18 protein-coding genes are annotated in these 20,645 nt (G+C 50.3%); 7 read left to right on the top strand and 11 right to left on the bottom strand.

Features of this window, described 5'->3' with window-relative positions; all coding sequences use genetic code 11:
* Positions 1–348: 348 nt before the first annotated feature.
* The 3 genes from LKK83_RS12510 to LKK83_RS12500 are packed head-to-tail and all read left to right on the top strand — an operon-like array spanning position 349 to position 2,744.
* Entirely contained in the window at positions 349–1,047 is a 699-nt protein-coding gene (locus LKK83_RS12510) for a histidine phosphatase family protein (protein WP_324631477.1), read from the top strand.
* 31 nt (positions 1,048–1,078) lie between these two features.
* Positions 1,079–2,137, top strand: a complete 1,059-nt coding sequence (locus LKK83_RS12505; protein ID WP_324631476.1) for a hypothetical protein — start codon at positions 1,079–1,081, stop codon at positions 2,135–2,137.
* Position 2,138: 1 nt separating this feature from the next.
* On the top strand, positions 2,139–2,744 hold the full coding sequence (locus tag LKK83_RS12500; protein WP_324631475.1) for a 2'-5' RNA ligase family protein: 606 nt from the start codon (positions 2,139–2,141) through the stop codon (positions 2,742–2,744).
* Positions 2,745–2,797: 53 nt separating this feature from the next.
* On the opposite strand, the gene LKK83_RS12495 is transcribed toward LKK83_RS12500, so the two are convergent.
* Positions 2,798–6,139, bottom strand: coding sequence for a glycoside hydrolase family 15 protein (locus tag LKK83_RS12495; RefSeq protein ID WP_324631474.1), 3,342 nt, complete (start codon positions 6,137–6,139; stop codon positions 2,798–2,800).
* Between the two features lie 433 nt (positions 6,140–6,572).
* Here LKK83_RS12495 and LKK83_RS12490 point away from each other — a divergent pair, with 433 nt between their 5' ends.
* Positions 6,573–6,704, top strand: a complete 132-nt coding sequence (locus tag LKK83_RS12490) for a hypothetical protein (protein WP_324631473.1) — start codon at positions 6,573–6,575, stop codon at positions 6,702–6,704.
* Between the two features lie 463 nt (positions 6,705–7,167).
* A complete protein-coding gene (locus tag LKK83_RS12485) occupies positions 7,168–7,917 on the top strand; it encodes a WecB/TagA/CpsF family glycosyltransferase (protein WP_324631472.1) in 750 nt (249 codons plus the stop codon).
* Between the two features lie 68 nt (positions 7,918–7,985).
* Here the strand turns inward: LKK83_RS12485 and LKK83_RS12480 are convergent, their stop codons facing one another.
* The 5 genes from LKK83_RS12480 to LKK83_RS12460 all read right to left on the bottom strand — a co-directional run bounded on the left by LKK83_RS12480 (position 7,986) and on the right by LKK83_RS12460 (position 12,852).
* Complete coding sequence (locus tag LKK83_RS12480) at positions 7,986–9,947, bottom strand: ABC transporter ATP-binding protein (RefSeq protein ID WP_324631471.1); 1,962 nt, start codon at positions 9,945–9,947, stop codon at positions 7,986–7,988.
* A 222-nt stretch (positions 9,948–10,169) separates the two neighbouring features.
* Positions 10,170–10,316 (bottom strand): hypothetical protein, encoded by a 147-nt coding sequence (locus LKK83_RS12475; RefSeq protein ID WP_324631470.1) that lies wholly within the window; start codon positions 10,314–10,316, stop codon positions 10,170–10,172.
* 6 nt (positions 10,317–10,322) lie between these two features.
* Positions 10,323–10,499 carry a hypothetical protein gene (locus tag LKK83_RS12470; RefSeq protein ID WP_324631469.1) on the bottom strand — a complete coding sequence of 59 codons (177 nt, stop codon included), beginning with the start codon at positions 10,497–10,499 and terminating at the stop codon, positions 10,323–10,325.
* A gap of 395 nt (positions 10,500–10,894) precedes the next feature.
* Complete coding sequence (locus LKK83_RS12465; RefSeq protein WP_324631468.1) at positions 10,895–11,251, bottom strand: CZB domain-containing protein; 357 nt, start codon at positions 11,249–11,251, stop codon at positions 10,895–10,897.
* Between the two features lie 395 nt (positions 11,252–11,646).
* The gene (locus LKK83_RS12460; RefSeq protein ID WP_324631467.1) at positions 11,647–12,852 is read right to left on the bottom strand and encodes a phosphoglycerate kinase; all 1,206 of its coding nucleotides are present in this window, start codon (positions 12,850–12,852) and stop codon (positions 11,647–11,649) included.
* A gap of 203 nt (positions 12,853–13,055) precedes the next feature.
* Between LKK83_RS12460 and LKK83_RS12455 the strand changes: the two genes are divergently transcribed.
* Both LKK83_RS12455 and ylqF read left to right on the top strand, forming a co-directional pair.
* Positions 13,056–13,469, top strand: coding sequence for a universal stress protein (locus tag LKK83_RS12455; protein ID WP_324631466.1), 414 nt, complete (start codon positions 13,056–13,058; stop codon positions 13,467–13,469).
* An 88-nt stretch (positions 13,470–13,557) separates the two neighbouring features.
* Positions 13,558–14,442: a ribosome biogenesis GTPase YlqF gene (ylqF, locus tag LKK83_RS12450; RefSeq protein ID WP_324631465.1), complete on the top strand. Its 885-nt coding sequence runs from the start codon at positions 13,558–13,560 to the stop codon at positions 14,440–14,442.
* Between the two features lie 41 nt (positions 14,443–14,483).
* Here the strand turns inward: ylqF and LKK83_RS12445 are convergent, their stop codons facing one another.
* The 5 genes from LKK83_RS12445 to LKK83_RS12425 all read right to left on the bottom strand — a co-directional run bounded on the left by LKK83_RS12445 (position 14,484) and on the right by LKK83_RS12425 (position 19,851).
* The gene (locus LKK83_RS12445) at positions 14,484–14,924 is read right to left on the bottom strand and encodes a hypothetical protein (protein ID WP_324631464.1); all 441 of its coding nucleotides are present in this window, start codon (positions 14,922–14,924) and stop codon (positions 14,484–14,486) included.
* 441 nt (positions 14,925–15,365) lie between these two features.
* Positions 15,366–16,694, bottom strand: a complete 1,329-nt coding sequence (locus tag LKK83_RS12440; protein ID WP_324631463.1) for a peptidylprolyl isomerase — start codon at positions 16,692–16,694, stop codon at positions 15,366–15,368.
* Positions 16,695–17,255: 561 nt separating this feature from the next.
* Positions 17,256–18,302, bottom strand: coding sequence for a DNA cytosine methyltransferase (locus tag LKK83_RS12435; protein WP_324631462.1), 1,047 nt, complete (start codon positions 18,300–18,302; stop codon positions 17,256–17,258).
* 202 nt (positions 18,303–18,504) lie between these two features.
* Positions 18,505–18,957 carry a GAF domain-containing protein gene (locus LKK83_RS12430; RefSeq protein ID WP_324631461.1) on the bottom strand — a complete coding sequence of 151 codons (453 nt, stop codon included), beginning with the start codon at positions 18,955–18,957 and terminating at the stop codon, positions 18,505–18,507.
* Between the two features lie 69 nt (positions 18,958–19,026).
* Entirely contained in the window at positions 19,027–19,851 is an 825-nt protein-coding gene (locus LKK83_RS12425) for an SDR family NAD(P)-dependent oxidoreductase (RefSeq protein ID WP_324631460.1), read from the bottom strand.
* Between the last annotated feature and the right edge of the window lie 794 nt (positions 19,852–20,645).

Raw genomic sequence — 20,645 nt, 5'->3', positions numbered from 1 at the left:
ATCCACTGAGGGTCATGCTACGGCTATGGGTACATCTCCGAACGACGTTAAAGACTCTCAGGAAACGGTTGACAAATCATCAGTCAGCCCCTATAATTTCTCTCTATTTTCAGGTCTACCAGGGGATCCAAAAACGGGAGATAACAGGATATGGGGGAAAGGCGGTGCAACCTTACAGCTAGATCCCAGGGGAGTCTCATCCATAGTCGGTAAAACGGGGGTAGGCTTGACGTAGTGCTGGCGATAAAAATTATGGGAAGCTCCTGTTGACAAAATGCACGAAAACCCGGACAATCGGATAAGACAACTGTTAACCAGTTATTGTAAATGACATTCCGATCCGAATTGATGCTAACACAACCAAAAACTCCTCTCTTATCGACTCCTTGGAATAGTAATATTTCGAGCTGGAAAGAAATCCGCGATCGCCTTCAAACCCCGTTCATCTTGCCCGATGAAGTAGAGTTACACTTAATCCGTCATGCAGAAACCGAAACCAATGCTAAGAATCTGATAACGGGGTCTCAGGATGTGAAGCTGACTGCTAACGGAGAAAAACAGGCAATCGAGTTAGGCAAAAAATTGGATGCAGAATACGATATTGCAATTTCCTCTAACTTAGAACGTAGCCAAAAAACTATCGAGCTAGCAATTGAAAGCGGTCAAGTTCAGGTGAAAAAATTATGGATCGAGGATAAAAGGCTTGATGAAAGAAGTTTAGGAATTCTAGAAGGTCAACCGTTCAAATGGATACCGGAATATGAAGCCGGAGACCTAAATTATGCACCGGATAAGGGAGAAAGTTACGCTGAAGTCTCCCGAAGAATTCTGTGTTTTTTGTTAGATTTAGCAGAGTGGATAGGAAAAAACAAAGCAACGAAAGTTCTGATAAGTGGACACATGGGACCGATGCGAATTATGGTGGGAATTTTAGAGCAGGAAGAGTATGCTAGTCAAGTTTTAGCCTTTTCTTTTCCGAATGCAGAAGTGATAAAATTGAGATGGAGGGCGATAAAAATTCCCGGATTTCTTCACGCAGTCATTTGAGTTCGATAAAGCAGTAAAACAAGGTAAAGTTATGAGTACGATTCCTGAAGAATATCCCTACGATCGTCAGTGGTGCTTGTCCTCCGTGGACATCTCACGATATATGACCATCGAGTACAATTGGGAGGCGTCAAAAAGTCTGATAGCTGACATCAGAGAAGCAATCGCACAAGCGGAAATACATCCGAGGGTTGAAACCATCGCAGCAGCAGGATCCCTAGGAAGAATGGAAGCCTCTCGGGAGGTTTCTGATGCGGACTTAATTATCGTATTGTCAAACGAAACTGACTTGAGTTTGCCGGATGCGGAAAAAGCCTACAATTCAGTCTGGCGTGTTCTCGAACGCCTCAAGATTAATAAGCCAAAACCCACGGGAGTTTTTGCCAAACCCACGAACCAACAACAACTCCTCGACTCGGTAGGAGATGCGAATGAAAGCTATGATGTGTTTGGCAAGCGCCTTCTTTTGATGTTAGAGACTCAGCCAATTTATCGCAATGAAAACTACAGTAAACTCCTGAATATCATTGTAGATAGGTATGCAAAGCAATACGTGCAAGTAGACTCTAAAAAAGAATGGACTTTTCTCCTCAATGACTTAATCCGATATTTCCGTTCCCTGGCTGTCAATTACCAGTGGAGTTTTGATAAAGAAGTCGAAAAATGGCCGCTGCGGAATATCAAGCTTCGCCACAGTCGGCTAATCATGTACAGCGGACTGTTGATGCTCCTGGGAGAAGCAAGTAAAGAGCGTCAAGATAAAGTTGACTGGCTAAAGCAACGGTTAAAAATGACTCCTTTAGAAAGGATAGCATGGGTTTACGAACAAAATCGAGAATGGAACTTCCACCGGATTGCAGGAGCTTATGATGTTTTCCTCTACAATCTTAACAAACAAGAGTTTCGAGACAATCTCAACGTCGATCCAGCCAATCAAGATGATGCGAACACCTATAGGGAAAGATATAAACTTCCTGAGTTTGCATTTTTGAAAGCGAACTCAGATGGGTTAATTGCTGAGCTGTTGCGATTTATCTTGGCAAGGCGGGGAAGTTGGAGTGAAAGATTTTTTGAATATCTAATTTTTTAAGATGGATGAAATCAATCGATATGCAATATTTGCGCTTTTAGATTTTACAAGTAGCCGATGGGTGCGCCACGAGCAATATCGCCTGGCGCGGATAACCCAAAATTACATGGCATTTTGCTTTCCGGTTCATATCACCATCAGAGGAAGATTTCTCGCCACACCAGAAAGGGTAGCCAAAGCCTTCCGGGAAATAAATCCGTCTGTTGCCAAATTGCCAGCAACGATATCGCTGAATCAGCCAATCTACCTTCAACCCGATCTCGCATGGCTTGAGGTAGTCCCTGAGAATCAGGGATATCAGACACTTCGATCGCTGCAGGAGTATTTTGAAGATAGAGTCAGTGGATACGCGATCGCCGATGAAGTTCCTGATTCCCATAAACACGCTGGGTTTCGTCCGCACATAACCCTCGGATGGGGTGTCACGCCAGCAGTTTTTCAAAAATTCCTAGGGTTTCACGTCCCTATTTTGCCGCCAAGTTGCATTGAGTCTTTGGTGCTTGTCCGCTATCCTCTCCACTGGCCTTTAACAGAAGCTGTGAAGATAGAACGAATAGTTCCTTTTCATCATATCAAACCCGATGATATAATTTCAAAAGTGGAATAAAAAAAGCCCGCGTGGGCGGGCGAAAGGTTGCGGAGGGTCGATCGCGAAGCGGATTACACCGTAGCGATCGCCTTGTCGAACTTCATCAAATAGCGGAAAGCTTTAACCACAAACGTGGCGCAGACATAAGGAGAAGAATCGTAGAACGATCGCCAAGCGACAGCCTTATCTTCATCATAGCGATCGCGACGGTTCGGGTGACTATCCAACCAGGCGAGGCGGACCGCATGACCGATTAGCACATCGAGGACGATATATTGCTCGATTTGTAAATCCGGGTTGCGATCGCAAATTGCCGCCAACTCCATCAGGGTTTCGATATTCACCTGGCGATATTCCGGCGCTTGAATCTTATTGAGCAAATGTTCCACCCGCAGGGCGAAATTCTTCTCACCCGGCGTCATTTCCGAGAGAATCAACTCGCTATCCAAGCGGTTGCGCCGTTCCAACTTATCCCCAATCACCAATCCCTTGCAATGGCGCATCACTTCCCATACGCGAGGATAGAACTCCTTGGGAACCCGACAAGCTGCACCATCCAACTGTCGGCGACGATGCCAATTTTCCCCCTTCTCTTGAGGTTCTGCGAGGGAAGCAGACACCACCCAGTCGATATCTTGTTCCGATTTCGTCACCTGGATAGATTCTTGCTGGCGCAGCAGTTGATTCATGCCCGCATAGCCTTCAATCACTTTGTGCAAGCGATTTTTTACTTCAAACGGACTTAACTCCATCAATCGTTCGTAAGCTTCATCCTGAGTTAAATGCAATTCCTGGGCTAACTCGCTAGTCAGCAGCAGGGCCAAATAACTGACGCGCAAGCTGAGCAATCCATCAAATAACTCGGGTTCGGACTTGATTAACAAGCCGACATAGATTAAAATTTCCTGAGTCAAAACGCGATCGCGGATATCCTCGCCGCAGAATTGGCGAATTTTTTCCATAATCTCGGTATGAGACATGGGGCGATGGATTACCGCCGCCTCGCTATATGCCTTACCCACGGTAATTTGCTTTTGACGGACCAGAATATCCGTCACTGCATCAGATAGTCCGATATCCACTTTATTGAGCAACCCCGCCGCCCGACGAACTACTGCCCAGTGGATTTCTTTTTTGCTAGAATTATCCGAGGTCGGTTCAGTGGCGATCGCGGTGGTTTCCGCCGAAGTGCTACAACTTTCCAGACCTTTGCCGGTACCGGCTTTAAAATAGACTTCATTGAGCAAATCTGCCACCGTCACCCGGCGATTCGGACCGCCGAGTCCCGTTTCAAAGTCCAACCCTTCCAACCGACAGAGGGTATGCAGCAACTCGATTTGTTCGTAGAGGTTTTCCGACTGACGCAGGTTGGAGAGCAGTAATTTCAAATCGGTTTCGCACTCTAAGCAAAATTCTTCCAAATTGCTTAAGGGTTTATTTTTCTCCGGATGATAGGCTAAGAAATAACACACCGGTTCGGCATTTTTCACCGCCGATTCTTTAAACTCAAAATCATGGAGGAAATCGATCCGTTCCATGCTACCGGTGAACATCAGTTGATTGAGCCGTCCGAGTTTAACCGGGGTTCCCTCACAATTGCCATCGCGCAATTCGTTCATCAGTTCGAGTAATGCGGGCAAAAATCCGCCGCCACTCCCGTCGGTTTCTAACATGGCATGGGTCAGCAGCAGGGTCATGGTGGGTCGTCCCACACCGTGACCGCCAATTTGGGGATAGCGCCACCAATGGCGATGAATGTAGGCCAATTCGCTTTTAATTTGCGAGACCAAGAAATGATAGTCTAGTGTGAGGTAAAATTCTTGTTGGTCGAGGAAAGAGGGCAGAAACACGATGGTTTCGCCGCGAATGCGAAATATATTTGAGGTAATTAAACTTCGCAAGCGGCGAATCGGGCGTCCGGTGAGACCGAGTTTGTCGTTGCGCCCGATTTGTTGGTAAACATTGGATAGTTGTCGCGCTTGTCGCACTTGGATAGGTTCGACTTCGGCTGGGGTTTGGGTGGCAATGCCGCGATCGCTCAGTTCGGTTTGCAAGGCTTCATCTTCCGCCAGCAGGGCGATTTGCACCACCGGTTTGCGCCCTCCGATGGGATGGCGATGACGTCCGAGGGGGTCGAGTTCGCCGCGATCGAGCAAGCCTTCATCTAACATCAAGCCGAGGAAATACAAGCTCTGCGCCCACACTAAAGGTAAATTTTCGTTGGGCTGGCGGGGCTGAGAGAGCGGATTTTCCCGTTCTGCTTCGATCCGCTCTTCCGGTACGTAATACACCTCCGGCAGCAATTTAAACCCATTCCATTCCACCACCAAGGATTCGAGACGCTCTTTATACTCCTGAATTTGAGGGCGATCGCCGCGAAACAGACCATCGAGCAGAAAATACGTGAAAAATAAAGGCCATTCACATTCGATATGTTCGAACTGCTTCAGTTCCCAGGGTTCGTAATGCAGGCGATCGGTATCTTCCAAAACCGTTTGATGTCCGTCGCGCAAAAATCGCTTGCACCCATATTTTCCTTGTAACTTTTCGACGATTTTGCGACGGGTTCGTTCGGCTAACTGTTTGTCTTCTACCGCAAACGCCGGAAAGGTCAAGACGCTCAATAACGCCGCATCCACTTCTTTCGAACTCGATTCCCGGGGCAATAAAGATTCCAGGGTCGTGCGGGCGCGGGCAATTTCGTCCGCCATCACGTGAATCACCGAGGACTGAGACCCCTGCATTCCAAACAGATTCACTCCGTTAATTGCTTCTAACGCCGCTAATGCCATTCCCACAGAAGAGGCATTCAGTTCCGGGTTTCCTTTATTAATTTTATTCCCCCGTTCCCAGATGCCATAGTCTGGGGTGCGGTATGCCCGTCCGATATAGTACACCAAATTTTGGATGAAGTTGACTTCATCGATGGTGTAGATGATTTTTAACCCGGAAACGGTCATCTGCGCCAACATTAATAAGTACAGGGAGGTGGCGTCAAGCTGCAGATGACCCCACTCTTCATCGCCCACTACCGTATCGCCGGTTCGGGTGTCGAATTTGGCGTGCAAGCTGTCGAGGAGGGATTGGGTTTGCTTGAATTTTTCGACTTTTTCCGATTGACGCATCATGCTGTAAAGCAGTCCGCGCATCAGCTTGACGGTACTGTGCTCTAGTTCGTAGGTGCGCCCTTGCACGTCGTCGATTTTGCGGTAGGCGATCGCCAGTCCCCAAACGGCGAGAATGCTATAAACGTTGTCTCGTACCCAGGCGTCGGTGTAGTCTCCGTGGGCGTTGATGGCGGTACTGGCGGGTAGTAATCCAGTAATGGGATTTTGGCGCGCTAGGATAATCGCGTGGATTTGCTGGTAGTAAAAGTCTAAACGAGGTTGACGTTCGGAAGCTGTTAAGGACATAGGAGTGTTGAATGGTTAACGAGATTCAATAGAATGGGGGATGCAATCGAGAAAGGCGGGCAAAAGCTTCGGCGATGCTTGTTAGCATGGAATGGGTGGGAAAGCCCAGGCTTCCCGAATTGCCTTAGTCATCAAATGATAACAATTTAAGCGGCATTTGGGGAAGGCAGTGGGTGGGCGATCGCGGACGAAAGTCGCGCATTTTGGCGCTAGGGAGTAAGCACAAGCCAAGGTTATGAGCCTACAGCGCGATCGCTGCCGTCATCCCTTGACAAAACTTTATAAAAATTCCCTGGATTTTTTCCAAATCTTTAATTAAACTCCGACAAATCGTATTAGTATTAAAATATGCTGAAGAACTAAATCCGTCAAGAAACGCAGGCGGGTTAGAGAGTGTTGCTACAACACCGTTCGAATTCAAGAGGTGACGATTATGTCTTACCAAGCCAATCAAAACAAGTCCCCCTTCGTCAGAATTGTCTATTCTAAGGTGAAGGTCAACGGAAAAATCGAATTGGTGCCGATGGAGTTATATGCGGATGGCACGGTCAAGCGCAGCGCATAGCATCGGCCCAGTGGCGCAAGTACGCCCTCGCACTGTTTTGACGCGATCGCATTTCCCCAGCTTACTGACTACTCGGGACGGGCGCTCGGTTTCCTCACCCAACCGGGACAATGACCCATCGAACTATCTCAGTCGCGACCCCAGAAGTTCGCCCGGTCCTCTCCCCAACCGATCGCCCTAACGTCGCGCGATCGCAATTTGCTTCGCAAAAATGAATCCCTGCCTGCATGGGTTTATACTTTACCTCCGTGCTGGCAGATTTTGCACGTCCGATATATACTTAATATAGCACGAACCTTCGCTTCCGGGGTTCCGGGATGGGCGATCGGCACCCACCCCCACCATCCCTCCCATCCCAGAACCACCAAAATCCAAAAGACCAAAAAAAATTCTCCCCCTTCCTTGCGCGACGCCAAAGATTCTGGATAATAGGGGAGGGCATTTTCTGGTCAAAGAGAGGGTTATGTCGCAAATAGCAGAAAAACTGGTCCTATTCGGACTTCCGGTTCATATCTTCGAGAATTATTTGCAGTGGTTGCACCAGCGCCTCAGACAGCAACAAGGCACCCATGTGGTGACGCTCAATGCCGAAATGGCAATGCAGGCGCGGGAAAACGAAGCCTTAAACCAAATCATTCATCAAGCGGATTTAGTGATTCCCGATGGGGCGGGGGTCGTTTTTTATTTTTTCCTGCACGGTCACAAAATTCGCCGATCGCCGGGTATCGAACTGGCAGAATCATTGCTGCGGGGGGTGGGAAGCACTGACCAATCCTATCCGGTGTTTTTCTTTGGCGGAAAACCAGGCGTCGCCCAAACCGCCGCGCGAAAATGGCAACAGCAATTTCCCCAGTTGGCGATCGCCGGGGTCGCGCATGGTTACATCTCCCCAGAAGAAGAAACCGAACTGCAGCGCACCCTGCAGCAACAGCAACCGCGCATCATTTTCGTCGGGTTAGGGGTTCCGCGCCAGGAATTCTGGATTGCCAAACATCGGCACCTGTGTCCCGATGCCCTTTGGGTGGGCGTGGGCGGAAGCTTTGACATTTGGGCGGGAGAAAAAGCCCGCGCCCCATTGTGGCTACAAAAAATGCAGATGGAGTGGGCCTACCGACTCTATCAAGAACCCTGGCGCTGGCGCAGGATGCTGGTGCTACCGCAGTTTGCCTGGGTGGCGACCCTCGCCGCCATGCGCGGAACCGCTAGGAATTGAGGGGGAAAACAACCGGGGGGGGAGGCGTTCCCGCCTGGGGGGAACGAGGCATTGCAGAATATTAATTCTCAATTGTTAATTCTCAATGCTTCATTCTCCCGCGCCGCTTGTTGTTCGCGGATGCGATCGAGACTGCCGGTGGGAATGGAAGCGATGAGCGATCGCGTATAATCCTTTTGCGGGTCGCGGTAGATGCGTTCCGCCGCATCCAGTTCTTCGATTTTGCCTTGGTTCATCACCATAATGCGATCGCTCATAAACTTCACCACGCTCAAATCGTGAGAAATAAAAATATAAGTGAGACTAAACTCCTCCTGCACTTCCTTGAGCAAATTCAACACCTGCGCCTGCACCGACACATCCAACGCCGACACCGACTCATCACAAATAATAAACTTCGGATTCAGGGCCAAAGCGCGGGCAATACAGACCCGTTGTCGCTGACCGCCAGAAAACTCGTGGGGATAGCGATTCATCAACTGAGCGTTTAATCCCACCCGTTCCAACAAATAAGCCGCTCGTTCCCGACGTTGCGATCGCGAACCCCCCACCTGGTGAATGTTCAGCGGTTCCATCACCAACGCGCCGATATTCATGCGCGGATTGAGAGAACTAAACGGATTTTGGAAAACAATTTGCATCTGTCGGCGGATCGAGCGCAAGTCCCCCTCATCCATCCGGGCAATATCTTGGCCATCAAACCAAATCTGACCGTTACTCGGTTCCACCAATCGCAGTAACGTGCGCGCCAGAGTCGTTTTCCCGCATCCCGACTCTCCCACCAAACCCAGGGTTTCCCCCCGATACACCGCAAACGACACCCCATTCACCGCCATCACATAGCGTTTCGTTTGACCGAACACCCCGCGTATGGGGAACGCCACTTCCAGATTTTGCACCTCCAGCAAAGGTTCCTGCTGCTGCAGGCGGGTTAGCCGTTGCTCGATTTGCTCCGGCGAGACTTCCGCCACCATCTCCGCCGATGGTTCCGGGGTCGGCGTTTCGCCCTCGGTGTCTTCCGCTCTCGCATCCTCCGACACTTCCGCCGCGCCGGGAGATTTGGCGCGAATTTCCGGTTTCCCCTCAGCGGTGGGCACCACTTCCATAAAATCAGACACCGTGGGAAGATAGACCAAGCGGCGTTCCGGTTGCGGGCGACAGGCCAACAATCCTTTGGTGTAGGGATGCTGCGGATTGGAAAAGATTTGCCACACCGAACCGGTTTCCACGATTTGACCTTGGTACATGACCACCACCGTATCGGCGATTTCGGCGATGACGCCCAAGTCGTGGGTGATGAACATCATCGACATGCCCCGGCGATCGCGCAACTCGCGCAACAACTGCAAAATCGTCGCCTGCACCGTCACATCCAGGGCCGTGGTGGGTTCGTCCGCAATCAATAGGGTGGGGTTGCAAGAAATCGCCATCGCAATCATCACCCGCTGAATCTGACCCCCAGACAATTCGTGGGGATAGCGCTTCAGGATGGCCAGTTTTTGCTGATTGATCTGCGCCATGATTTCCCGTTCTGTGGCGCTAGGGGGCAGATCCACCGTTTCGCGCAATTCTTCGTCACTCGGGAGGAGTTTCACCTCTTGCAAACTCGCCACCGCCTGTCGTCGTGCTTGCTTTTCCGAGACGTTTTGGTGCAGTAAAATCGCTTCGGTGAGCTGAAAGCCGATATTATAAACTGGGTTGAGGGAACTCATCGGTTCCTGGAAAATCATCGATACCCGTCCGCCGCGATAGTGCTGCTTCGCTTGCGGCGGGAGTTTCAAGAGATTGACTGGTTCTGTGGCGGGGGCGTCCCGAAACCAGATTTCCCCTCCCGCAACAAACCCGGGGGTGGGGACTAGTCCCATCACCGCCAGGGAGGTGACGGATTTGCCAGACCCGGATTCGCCGACGATGCCCAGGGTTTGGCCGCGTGGCACCTTAAAGGAGATGTCCTCCACGGCGCGAATCAGCTTTTCGTCGGTTTTGAATTGGACTTTCAGGTTGCGAACGTCTAGAACGGTGTCAGTCATGGAAGGTTTGCACGACGGTTAAGGTGATTTTAACAGGGTCTTCGGTTGATTTTGGTAAAATCTGCTGTGGTTTTTGGGGAAAACTGTATCTGCACCCGAGGCGATCGCCTTTTTTCTCTTTACAGAAGTGTAGCAGATTTTTGGCTGGCCAATGGTTTGTTTGTTTGGGGAGTTTGGCGGCATTTCCCGCGCACCCCCGCGAACCGAACGGGGCGCTCAACCCTAGAGTGGTTCTAGGATGGTGGCGGTGCGAGACCCCGGGATATCTGCGGGCATTCGGCGATCGCACGAATTGCTGACGCGAATGCGATCGGGATTGATGTTGTCGGGTAAGCTATTTTCTAGTTCTTGGATCCCCTGGTCGCGCACCGGGCGCTAGATGCGATGGGTGGCCTCTATTGCGTTGGCATTGCTGGGTATCGCGCTACTCTGGGCAATGGTGGGGCAATCTCTAGGGTTCCCCATGTGCTGTGCTTTGGCGATCGGCATTACTCCACCAGCGGCGATCGCTACGGTACAAGCGGTAGAAACGATTATTTTTTTCAAAACCATAAGAGTGCTTCTAATTTAATTCGATTATTATCTTTTTGTGAGTCAATCGCCTCACTATATTTTTCAGTCGAGGAATTTCAGCACGGGTATATTTATTCCGGCTGAGCGATATTACGCCAACAAAAAGCCTGCAATTTCAATCGCCCGTTTTCGTCAATTCGTCACTGGTTAACTCGTTCTCAGGCTTCAGCCGAAGCACTTTCTCACAGTAAAGTGATATTTTCTAATGGGGTTGGTGCCCCGGTCTTTATTGTGAGAAAGCGCCCGGAATTGAGTGGCGGGGGTCACGCAACCCACTTAAAAGTATAAACTAGTGAGACACTGCGGTGGGCGGAGCGAACCCGTAGCGGATGCCGATCGCCCCGGGGAGGGATCGGAATAGACTGGCTCCTTCATTACCCCGAAGAGGGTTCCACTTGATGCTCGATCGCATTGAGTAAATTGATAATTTGCTGATGCAGGGGGTCCACCTTGAGAAATGCTTCGGTTGCGGCAGCAATGTTGCCTGACCGCTTCAGCAGCACCACTTGTCTCACGGTATCGTGAAGTTCGGCATGGATGCGGACCAATTCTTTCATTTCTGCGATCGCCCCATATTTCGCCAATCCTTGGGAATCAATCCAGCGACCCAACTTGCAATCGTGGTGACACATCACCTCTGCTTCGGTGAGGGTCTGTTGCCCTTTCAAAAACAGCCGCAGCTTCAAATTCCAGATTTGATGTTGCGCTTTGGCGAGAGAAAAATCAAACATTGGCTCAGCACGGTTAAACAGCTCAAATCATCTCAAAAAATTGTATCTTTTATTACCAAAACCTGCCAAATGGCTAAACCAGAGTTTTCCCTCATCCAACCGATTTTACCCATGAAAAACAGAGGATAAATACTGGTTCACCCTCTGTAGTTATTTATTGGACAGCATCGCTTAGGAGTGGATTCAGTCAAAGAATCAGTCGAACCCTTTCCAACGGCTTAAGTTATTTCATACCCTACCGAAAGGGTTCGATGCTCTGCATCCCTGTGCAGGTAGAGCTGTGAAGAATGGGAGATTTTCTCTCAGAGGGCACCGGGAATCAGAATCGAGCTGTCTCCCGATGCCTCCTGACCCCCCATCAACTGGGGGGAGTGGCGCAGAGGCGAGGAATTTAATTAAGCATCATCCAAAGCCACCACACCGGGCAGTTCCTTGCCTTCGAGCAATTCGAGACTGGCACCGCCCCCGGTAGAAATGTGGCTCATTTTGTCACCCAAGCCCACTTTTTCCACCGCCGCCACGGAGTCGCCGCCGCCGATGATAGTGGTGGTGCCTTTGGGGGTGAGTTCGGCGAGGGTATGGGCGATCGCCTCAGTGCCTTTGGCGAATTTCTCGAATTCAAACACGCCCATCGGCCCATTCCAAATCACAGCCTTGCAATCTGCTAAAGCCTCTTGGAACATCTTCACCGAATCCGGACCGATATCCAACCCCATCCAATCATCGGCAATGCTATTCACCGACACGGTTTTGGACTCCGCATTGGCATCAAACTTATCCGCCACCACCACATCTTGAGGCAGCAACAAACTGACACCGCGTTCTTTTGCCTTCTTCTCCAAGGACCGCGCCAACTCCAGCTTGTCCTCTTCCACCAAAGACTTACCCACGCTCAACCCTTGCGCTTTCAGGAAGGTAAAAATCATCCCCCCACCTAACAGCAGTTTGTCGCATTTCTCCAGCAGGGTTTCGATGACGCCGATTTTGCTCGACACCTTGGAACCGCCGATAATCGCCGCCAGAGGACGCTGGGGATTTTCAATCGCCCCTTTGAGATATTGCAGTTCTTTCTCCATCAAATAGCCCCCCACGGAAGGACTCAGGTGGTGGGTGACGCCCTCAGTGGAGGCATGGGCGCGGTGGGCAGTCCCGAAAGCATCATTCACGTACATATCCGCCAAGGATGCCAGCTTTTTAGCAAATTCCGGGTCGTTTTTCTCTTCCTCGGCGTAGAAGCGGACGTTTTCTAACAACGCCACTTGGCCGTTTTCCAGAGTTCCGATGGTTTTCTGGACTTCTTCGCCAATGCAGTCATCGCATTTGACCACTTCTTGTCCGAGGAGTTCGCCGAGGCGCTTGGCAACTGGGGTCAGGCGCAGCTTGTCTTTCACTTCTCCTTTGGGACGTCCCATGTGACTCGACAGGATGACTTTCGCCCCCTTGTCTTTTAGGTCCTGAATGGTCGGCAAGGCGGCGCGGATCCGGGTATCATCGGTGATGTTGCCCGCGTCATCTAAGGGTACGTTAAAGTCAGCGCGGACGAGTACCCGCTTGCCGGATACCTCTGAGGCTGACAAATTTGCTACAGTTTTCTTGGGCACGAAGATACCTCCTATTGTTGGCGTTTTTTGGTCTAATTTCTAGAAAATCGGCGTGTCACCGTTGGATTTAATTTCTGCGCTTGACGCAGTGTTCCAAAGTCAACTCGCGCTTCTAGAGCGCGTCTGCATCCGATGGACCTGCATCCATCCGGAAAGTTAGACGTAAACATTTTATCGTTGAGTGTGTCTGAAACACGGCTGTTATGTTTAAAACTGTTTTATTTCCTCTCGATGGCACCCGCGAATCCCGCGAAGCGGCGGATACGGTGGTCAAGATGGTGAAAAATTTTAACGCGCGCTTGGTCTTGCTGTCGGTTCGGGAAGTGGCGGTGGAAGGAGAAGAACCGCCGCCGCCCGATCGCGTGATGAGTCCGGAGGCGATCGCGGAATTGCTCAAAAATGCTCGCGCCATGTTCTCTCAACAGGGCATTGAGGCGGACACCATCGAACGCGAGGGCAAACCGGCGTTTGTTATCTGCGATGTGGCGGATGAAATGGACGCCGATTTGGTGATTATGGGCTGTCGTGGGATCGGTTTGACTGAGGAAGGTCTCGCCGATAGCGTCACCAACCGGGTGATTAACCTGGCTCCTTGTCCGGTGTTAATCGTCCCCTAGTTTTCTCGGAACTTACCCATCACCTTCACGGGTAGGGTGGCCAATGACTTGCCCACCCTACCGCTACTCTACCCCCCCTTGATTTTCCATGACGACTCCCCCTATCCAGTGGTATCCCGGCCATATTTCTAAAGCGCAACGGCAATTGAAGGAACAGCTTAAGCTGGTTGATGTGGTTCTGGAAGTGCGCGATGCGCGCATTCCCCGGGCAACTCATCACCCCCAGGTTCCGCAGTGGGTGGGCAGCAAACCGCGCGTGCTGGTTATCAATCGCTTGGATTCCATTTTTCCCGCTTTGGCCGATCGCTGGGATGCTTGGTTGCGCGATCGCGGTGAAGTCCCTTTTTTCACCAATGCCCAAGATGGCACTGGGGTGAAGGAGGTGGCAAAAGCCGCTCAGTCGGCGGGGGTTGAGGTCAATCAACGGCGTCGCGATCGCGGCATGCGCCCTCGCCCGGTCCGCGCTGTGGTTATCGGTTTCCCCAATGTGGGCAAATCCGCTCTGATCAATCGCTTGCTGGGGCGTCGCGTGGTGGAAAGCGCCCGCCGCCCCGGCGTCACTCGTCAACTCCGCTGGGTTCGCATCTCTAAATCCCTCGAACTCCTCGATTCCCCTGGCGTGATTCCGGGTAAGTTAAAAGACCAATATGCCGCCCTCAAATTGGCAATCTGTGACGATATTGGCGAAGCGGCTTACGACAATCAGCGCGTGGCGGCGGGAATGGTGGAAATCCTCGGCGAAATCGAGGTGGTGGGGGAAGGATGGGTGCCTTCGCAACCGTTACGCTCTCGCTACGAACTGGATCCGACGACGATGAGCGCCGAAGATTATCTGCACGCTTTGGCTGAATCTCGCTTTCAAGGAGATGTGGAACGCACCGCCCGCCAATTGCTAACCGATTTTCGCAAAGGATTGTTAGGACAAATTCCCCTAGAATTACCCCCATCGTTTGGAGACTTTCCAGAAGGGTAATTTTTTAAAAGCAACTCGATTCAGCAGCGGTTTTCTCTGGATTAAGCCCCCCCACAAGCCAGCCAATCTTTGTAATCCATCACCACACCGGCCACTTTTTCCAGAGAAACGCTGTATTTATTACTCAAGGAAACCAAAGTTTCTTCGTAATTGGAATTCGTTTTTAAAGGACGGTGAGTGGCGAGATATTCTTCTAGAATCTTCTCGATTTTCGGTTCTTTGACTTTATATTTAATAGCCAGCAAAATCAGTCGTTCTTTAATTTTTTTACTGGTGGACTTTCCCGAGAGATACGCTAAATGAGTGGGGGGGTCTTCCGACACCTGGGGGGGGCTGACCCCGGCGAGACTCGCTTGGGTGGTTTGTGTAGGCGATTGTTGTTCTACCGCCGCTTTAGGGGGTTTCTCATTAGGGGAATGGAGAATGGCTCCACATCCATACAAGGTAAAAATGACCAAACATAAAAATAAGATTCGTTTCATGGGGAAATCGCGCTTTCTTAGATTGTTACATTTTATAAAGCCTGCAACGCTCTCAGGCAAAAGAGGCTATACCGTTCGATTCTACTCGATTGCTGCCCGTCTGGCAAGGCTTTTTGGTCAAGAAGAGTCAGGCAACTGGGGAACAAGGCACAAAACGGCGAGGGGGAGATTAATTGCTGAAAAAAGTAAAATAGCCCCCATAGCGGGAGAGACCCACCCCAACCTCCTTCTCGACGGCATTTTTATATATTGTCGTTTTTATACAAATAATAATTCGCCTAGGTTGTGGAGGCTGAGGCTCGATTTCAATTACCCCAACGGGCAGTCGTCACACAGTGTGTAAAAGCGGTGGCAATCCGGAGGGGGGATTGCTCCTTCCCAGACTCTGCTCCCTAACAGAATAAATAGGTTGGAACTTTATCCCCTGTTTGGAGTAGCTCGTTATCCGATCGCCATTGCTAAATCCGCATTCGGCGCGATAAACACTGCATTTTGAACCGTGAGGGAATCCATATTTTGCACGATGCCGAGGGTGTTGCCATTAGGCAGTTGAATCAGGGTATCGTTGCCGGAGGGATTGAATTGCAAATCCGGGAGATTGACGGCACCGACAATGCCGATGCGATCGCCTTGCGCGACAGTCAAATCCACAATGCGATCGCCATTTAATCCTTGACCCACAGCAGTATCCACGCGGAGTAAAAACGTATCCGCCCCGGCATTTCCGGTAAGGGAGTCGAAACCAAAATCTCCCACTAAATAATCGTTGCCGTTACCGCCGGTTAAGGTATCGTTTTCTTGTCCGCCGCGTACAAAATCATCGCCATCGCCGCCATCTAGGTTATCGTTGCCGCGATTTCCATTGAGAATATCGCCATCGCTGCCACCGAAAATAACATCGTTATCTCTGCCCCCTCGGAGAAAATCGAGACCTGCTTCGCCGGAGAGGGTATCGTTACCTTGGTTGCCGTTTGCGATATCATTGGCAGGAGAACCGGTAATGCGATCGTTGCCAGAAAATGCCCGCACGCCACTGGGGGTTTGTTGCGTCATTTCTGGGGTGAGGGCGATCGCATCATCCCCTGGTGAAAAGTCAGTAAATCCCAGGGGAAGCGTGGAATAGTTGATAAAATTGAGAAAGTCATTGAGGGCGTTTAGATTGCCAATGATACCCGAGGTTCGAGTGGAGAGTGCGCCGTCGGTGACTTCTGCAGCAGCAATGCGATCGCCTCGTTCGATGGTATCGATCGCCTCCAACCCCGAAGTGATGTATCCGAACACCGCATAACTGCCATCTAACTGCGGCAAATCATCCAGCGCAAAATAAAACTGCGAAGATGCCGAATTGGGTGACAAACTGCGCGCCATCGCCACCGCGCCGCGCCTGTGCGGTAACTCTGGGGCAAGTGCGATGCCTGCATCCTGGAAGGTTTCCCCGTAAACGGGTGCCGCGAAACCTTGCGGTTTGATTTCTAAGGGAATGTTGCGGGGTTGGTTGGTAGCGGGGTCGATAAAACCGCCGGTTCCCAATTGGTTTTGCGGCACATTCGGATCTTTGCTTTGCGGATCGCCCCCTTGCACCACAAACGGTTCCGGTTCGCGCACGATCCGGTGAAAGGACACGCCATCATAAACGCCGCGTTCCACCAAATCCACAAAGTTTCCCGCAGTAATCGGTGCATCCGTGCCATTGACGTTGATGGTAATGGGAGTTCCATTCATCACCATCACCACCGTTGCGTTACTACCTATCAGAGGGAAGGGTTCCATTTTTCCGTGACTTGCAATGTACTGGTTTGCTTTTATTATGCGGGATTTGGGGCATGTTTTGCCGAAATTTTTCGCCCACTCGTGCAAGATTCACGGGAAGGTGGAAAAGGGCACTCTGGGTTGTGAGGTGAAGCGATGGGACGGTTTTGAGGCGCGATCGCCCAATTTCTAGCCAAATTCTCCCTCTGGGGATAAAATTTCCGCCTTTATCTGTGGGCAGGATTCGAGCTTTAACATAATAAATTGCCAATTAGTAACTCTTGTCGCCCCTTCATTCCGATCCCCAGGTGGATCCGGCATGACCATCGGGGGGCGATCGCTTGTCCCAACTGGCAATTTAACGCCCGATTATTCTCCAGTAAACAAACAATAAACTCGGGAGAAACACAGCAAGGCAGCAAAGCATATTTGCTTGAAAGTTGTATCGGCTTTTGATGTTTTACCAGATATAATATCGAGGTTTAAGGAATACCTGTAAAAAGCATTATTACTCGGCGTCAGCGCAGGATTGCCGGGTATCGGCGCGATTTTCATCGCTTATTATTCTGTAATCGTTTCCGTCTATAAAGCATGTAAAATTCCTCGACCGAGGTGATAGGCAAAATTCACCGGAACCGCATTGCCAATTTGTTTGTACTGGGAATTTATGCCACCGATAAACTCCCAATCATCGGGAAAAGATTGAATTCTGGCATACTCCCTAACGGTGAAAGGTCGGGTTTCTTCCGGATGACAGCGTTCGGTTTGTTTTTGGGAAGGGGAAGTTGTCAGGGTCAAACTTGGCTCATCCCAAGAAATTCGGCGAGCTATGCCCGTTTTACCCCCACTTAAATAGTAGTTTTTCATCATATAGCTTTTTTGGATTTCTTCCGGCAAATCTCGCCAGCACCCTCCAGGCGGAACCAACGCTAAGACAGCCGCTTTTTTCGGGCTGTATTTCACCCCGTCAGAAGGAGGAACATCTTTCAAAGCATCTGTGAGGGTCAGAATTTTTGGGGAAGGTTCGGGATATTGAAAGCGAATGTTATGGCGAGTTCCAATAATGATGACTCTTTCTCGCTTTTGGGGGACATCGTAGTTTACGGCATTGAGTAAGCGATACTGAACCTGGTATCCGAGAGATGCTAAAACCGAGAGAATGGCTTCTAAAGTTTTGCCGTTTTGATGGCTAATTAAACCTCGGACATTTTCAGCCAGAAAAAGTTTGGGTTGCACTTGTCGAACGCAACGAGCAAACTCATAAAAAAGAGTGCCCCGGGTATCTTCGAGACCTAACCCTTTGCCAGCATAGCTAAACGCTTGGCAGGGAAATCCACCTGTTACCACATCTGCACTCATGCCTGCAAATGACACTCGAGAGATATCTGAATGAATGACATTCCAGTGCGAGCGGTTGTGTTGTAGGGTGGCTACGGCATCTTTGTCAATTTCAATTAATGTTTTTGCTTTTAATCCGGCTTTTTCCAATCCCAGTGCTAAACCGCCTGCCCCAGCAAACAGTTCGATAACTGTTGTGGTGGGGTTCTGGGGGATTGTCTCCGGTGGAGGAGTGTAGGGGAGATCTGGAGGGTCGAATAAATTGAGTTGCGTGTAACTAGCAGTTGCCATGAGTGCTCTTTTAAATCGCAAGTTGGGAATGGGAGTTAGTTCGCTACATTCATTTAAGCAGGGAATTAGGGAATAGTCAATTTTGCCAAATTAGCTAAGTTATAATTTGGCGGATGCCAAGTTTGAGAAAACCACAGATAAAACTGTAGATATGCAGGCGGAACATCGGGATATTTTAAGGCGAATCGCATTGGTAATTGCCCTAGGCGATCGCTGCCAAATAATCCCGAACCCGCGATGCCGCTTCCGGGGCGTAATCTGCCCAAACTTGCTCCGCCGCCGCGTCAAACGCCTGGCGATCGCGACGATTGAGCGCCATCAGCGCCCCCACCAGTTCTCCCGCGTCATACAAAGGCACTGCCAAAGCAGTGGTAATTCCCAACGATTGTGCCCAATCCTGTCGCACTCGCGGATCCCCCTGTGTCTGACAGACTAATACCGGATTGTTGCCGGCAAACGCCGTACCGCACAACCCGGAAGTTGCCGACGCCCCGCGTTTCCCCCGGATTGCCTCAGCATATTTGCCCAAGGCGGCGGCATAGTGGACGATTTCGCCGTCAGATTCGGCGATCGCCACCACCACAGTTTCCGCATGTACCAATTCCATCGCGCGATCGGCGATTTGCTGCAATATTGGGTGCTGCTGAGTCTCCATTGTCTCCTCCTTTCGGGTAACACACCACTGCGAAGAGGAGCCTCAACAGACTCCTCTTGGCTATTCATTTTAGCGAGAGGTTGCGGTTGCTTCCCTCAAGTGGCGATCGCGGTTTGCCCTCCGTTTTGACAAAGGTGCTGCCATCAACAGGATTTTATTCAGCAATCCGGGGGCGATGCGATTGCACCACACTGCCAAATGACTTTGCCACCCCACCAAAATTTCCGGCGAGTCTTTCTCCAAACCTGCCACCAGCGCCTTTGCCACCTCCTGTGGCGTCATCGGTACCACCCAGCGAAACAAGTCGAGATTTCTCACCATATCCGTATCCGTCAGGGTGGGTAGCAACGCCATCACTTTAATGTTATGTGCTGCCAATTCCCCGCGCAACGCTTGGGTGAAGCCTAAAATCGCGAACTTAGTTGCCGAGTAGGTAGACATTGTGGGAGCAGCCACTTTTCCCATCAAACTCGATACATTGACGATCGCCCCCGACTTTTGGCTTGCCATGCGTTTGGCGATCGCGCGGGTGATTTCGTACATTCCCATGATATTCAGGGAGAGTTCTTCTTGTACTTTGGGGGAACTCGACTGTAAAAACGGGGTTTGGTGTGCCACCCCAGCGCAATTAATCAGCAAGTCAATCGGACCATAGGACCGCCATGCTTGGGCGATCGCGATATTCACATCCGCCGACTTGGTGAGATCCAGCGCCAGGGTTGCCACTTGCACGCCCCGTGCTTCGATTTCCCCTGCCACTTCGGCCAATTTTTTGCGATCCCGGGCCACTAAAATCAACCGACTTACACCTTGTTCCGCAAATTCCAAAGCGATCGCGCGCCCAATGCCACGAGAAGCGCCAGTAATCAGAGCAATTTTTCCTTGAATTATCATCCTCAAAACCTCCATAAATCAGCTCTCATCCCACAACGATTCGGTACTGAGGCGATAGTTTTCTCACACCCTAAATTCTCAGCACGCCGCCCGCAAGATCGGGACGTCTTGTTGCACAGATGAGACAAGTGCAGTGAAATTAAACTTGTCCGAATCAGACCAAACTCGGTAATTTTGTCGTTGGTTATTTGTCGTTTGTCATTTGTCCTTTGTCATTTGTTCTTTGTCCTTTGAAGGAGTACCAATGACCAATGACTATTGACCAATGACCAATGACTATTGACTATTGACCAATGACCAATGACCAATGACAATTGACCAATTTTTGCCAATGAACCTCTTTCTTCTATACATACCCGAAACGGGTTGTCCGTGAATTTTTTGCCAAACGATAGGTTTGGGTATCCAGACGATGGAGAGGCGATTGAGTTTCCGACGCGAAGTTTCTCCCGGCGTTCAAAAACATCAACCCAGCAATTTCTCAGGCATCCTTAAAATGCCTTGAAACAGAAGGATTGGAGAACATAGCTGGTGGTCACACCTCGAATCAATCTGTTACCAAGCCAACCGAATCGATGTAGAGCATAGTGGGTACATCTCCTAGATAAGAGCATAGAGCGGACTTACCCCATACACACCTTAGCAGGTAAATCAAGCGATTGCAACATTTTTTCATAAAATTTTGTTTACATTTCTTAACATGACCCACAACTATTGTCTTATAAGGGTTATAGCCGCTAGGGGAGTAGGCTAGCTGTGACTGAGATCGCCCTTAAACTGCGATCGCCTGCTGG

It is taken from the genome of Phormidium sp. CCY1219 (assembly GCF_035615515.1).
In the GTDB taxonomy this organism is placed as follows: Bacteria; Cyanobacteriota; Cyanobacteriia; order Cyanobacteriales; family Laspinemataceae; genus CCY1219.
Note: the sequence above shows the minus strand (reverse complement) of the source record. Positions and strands in the feature narration are given on the sequence as shown.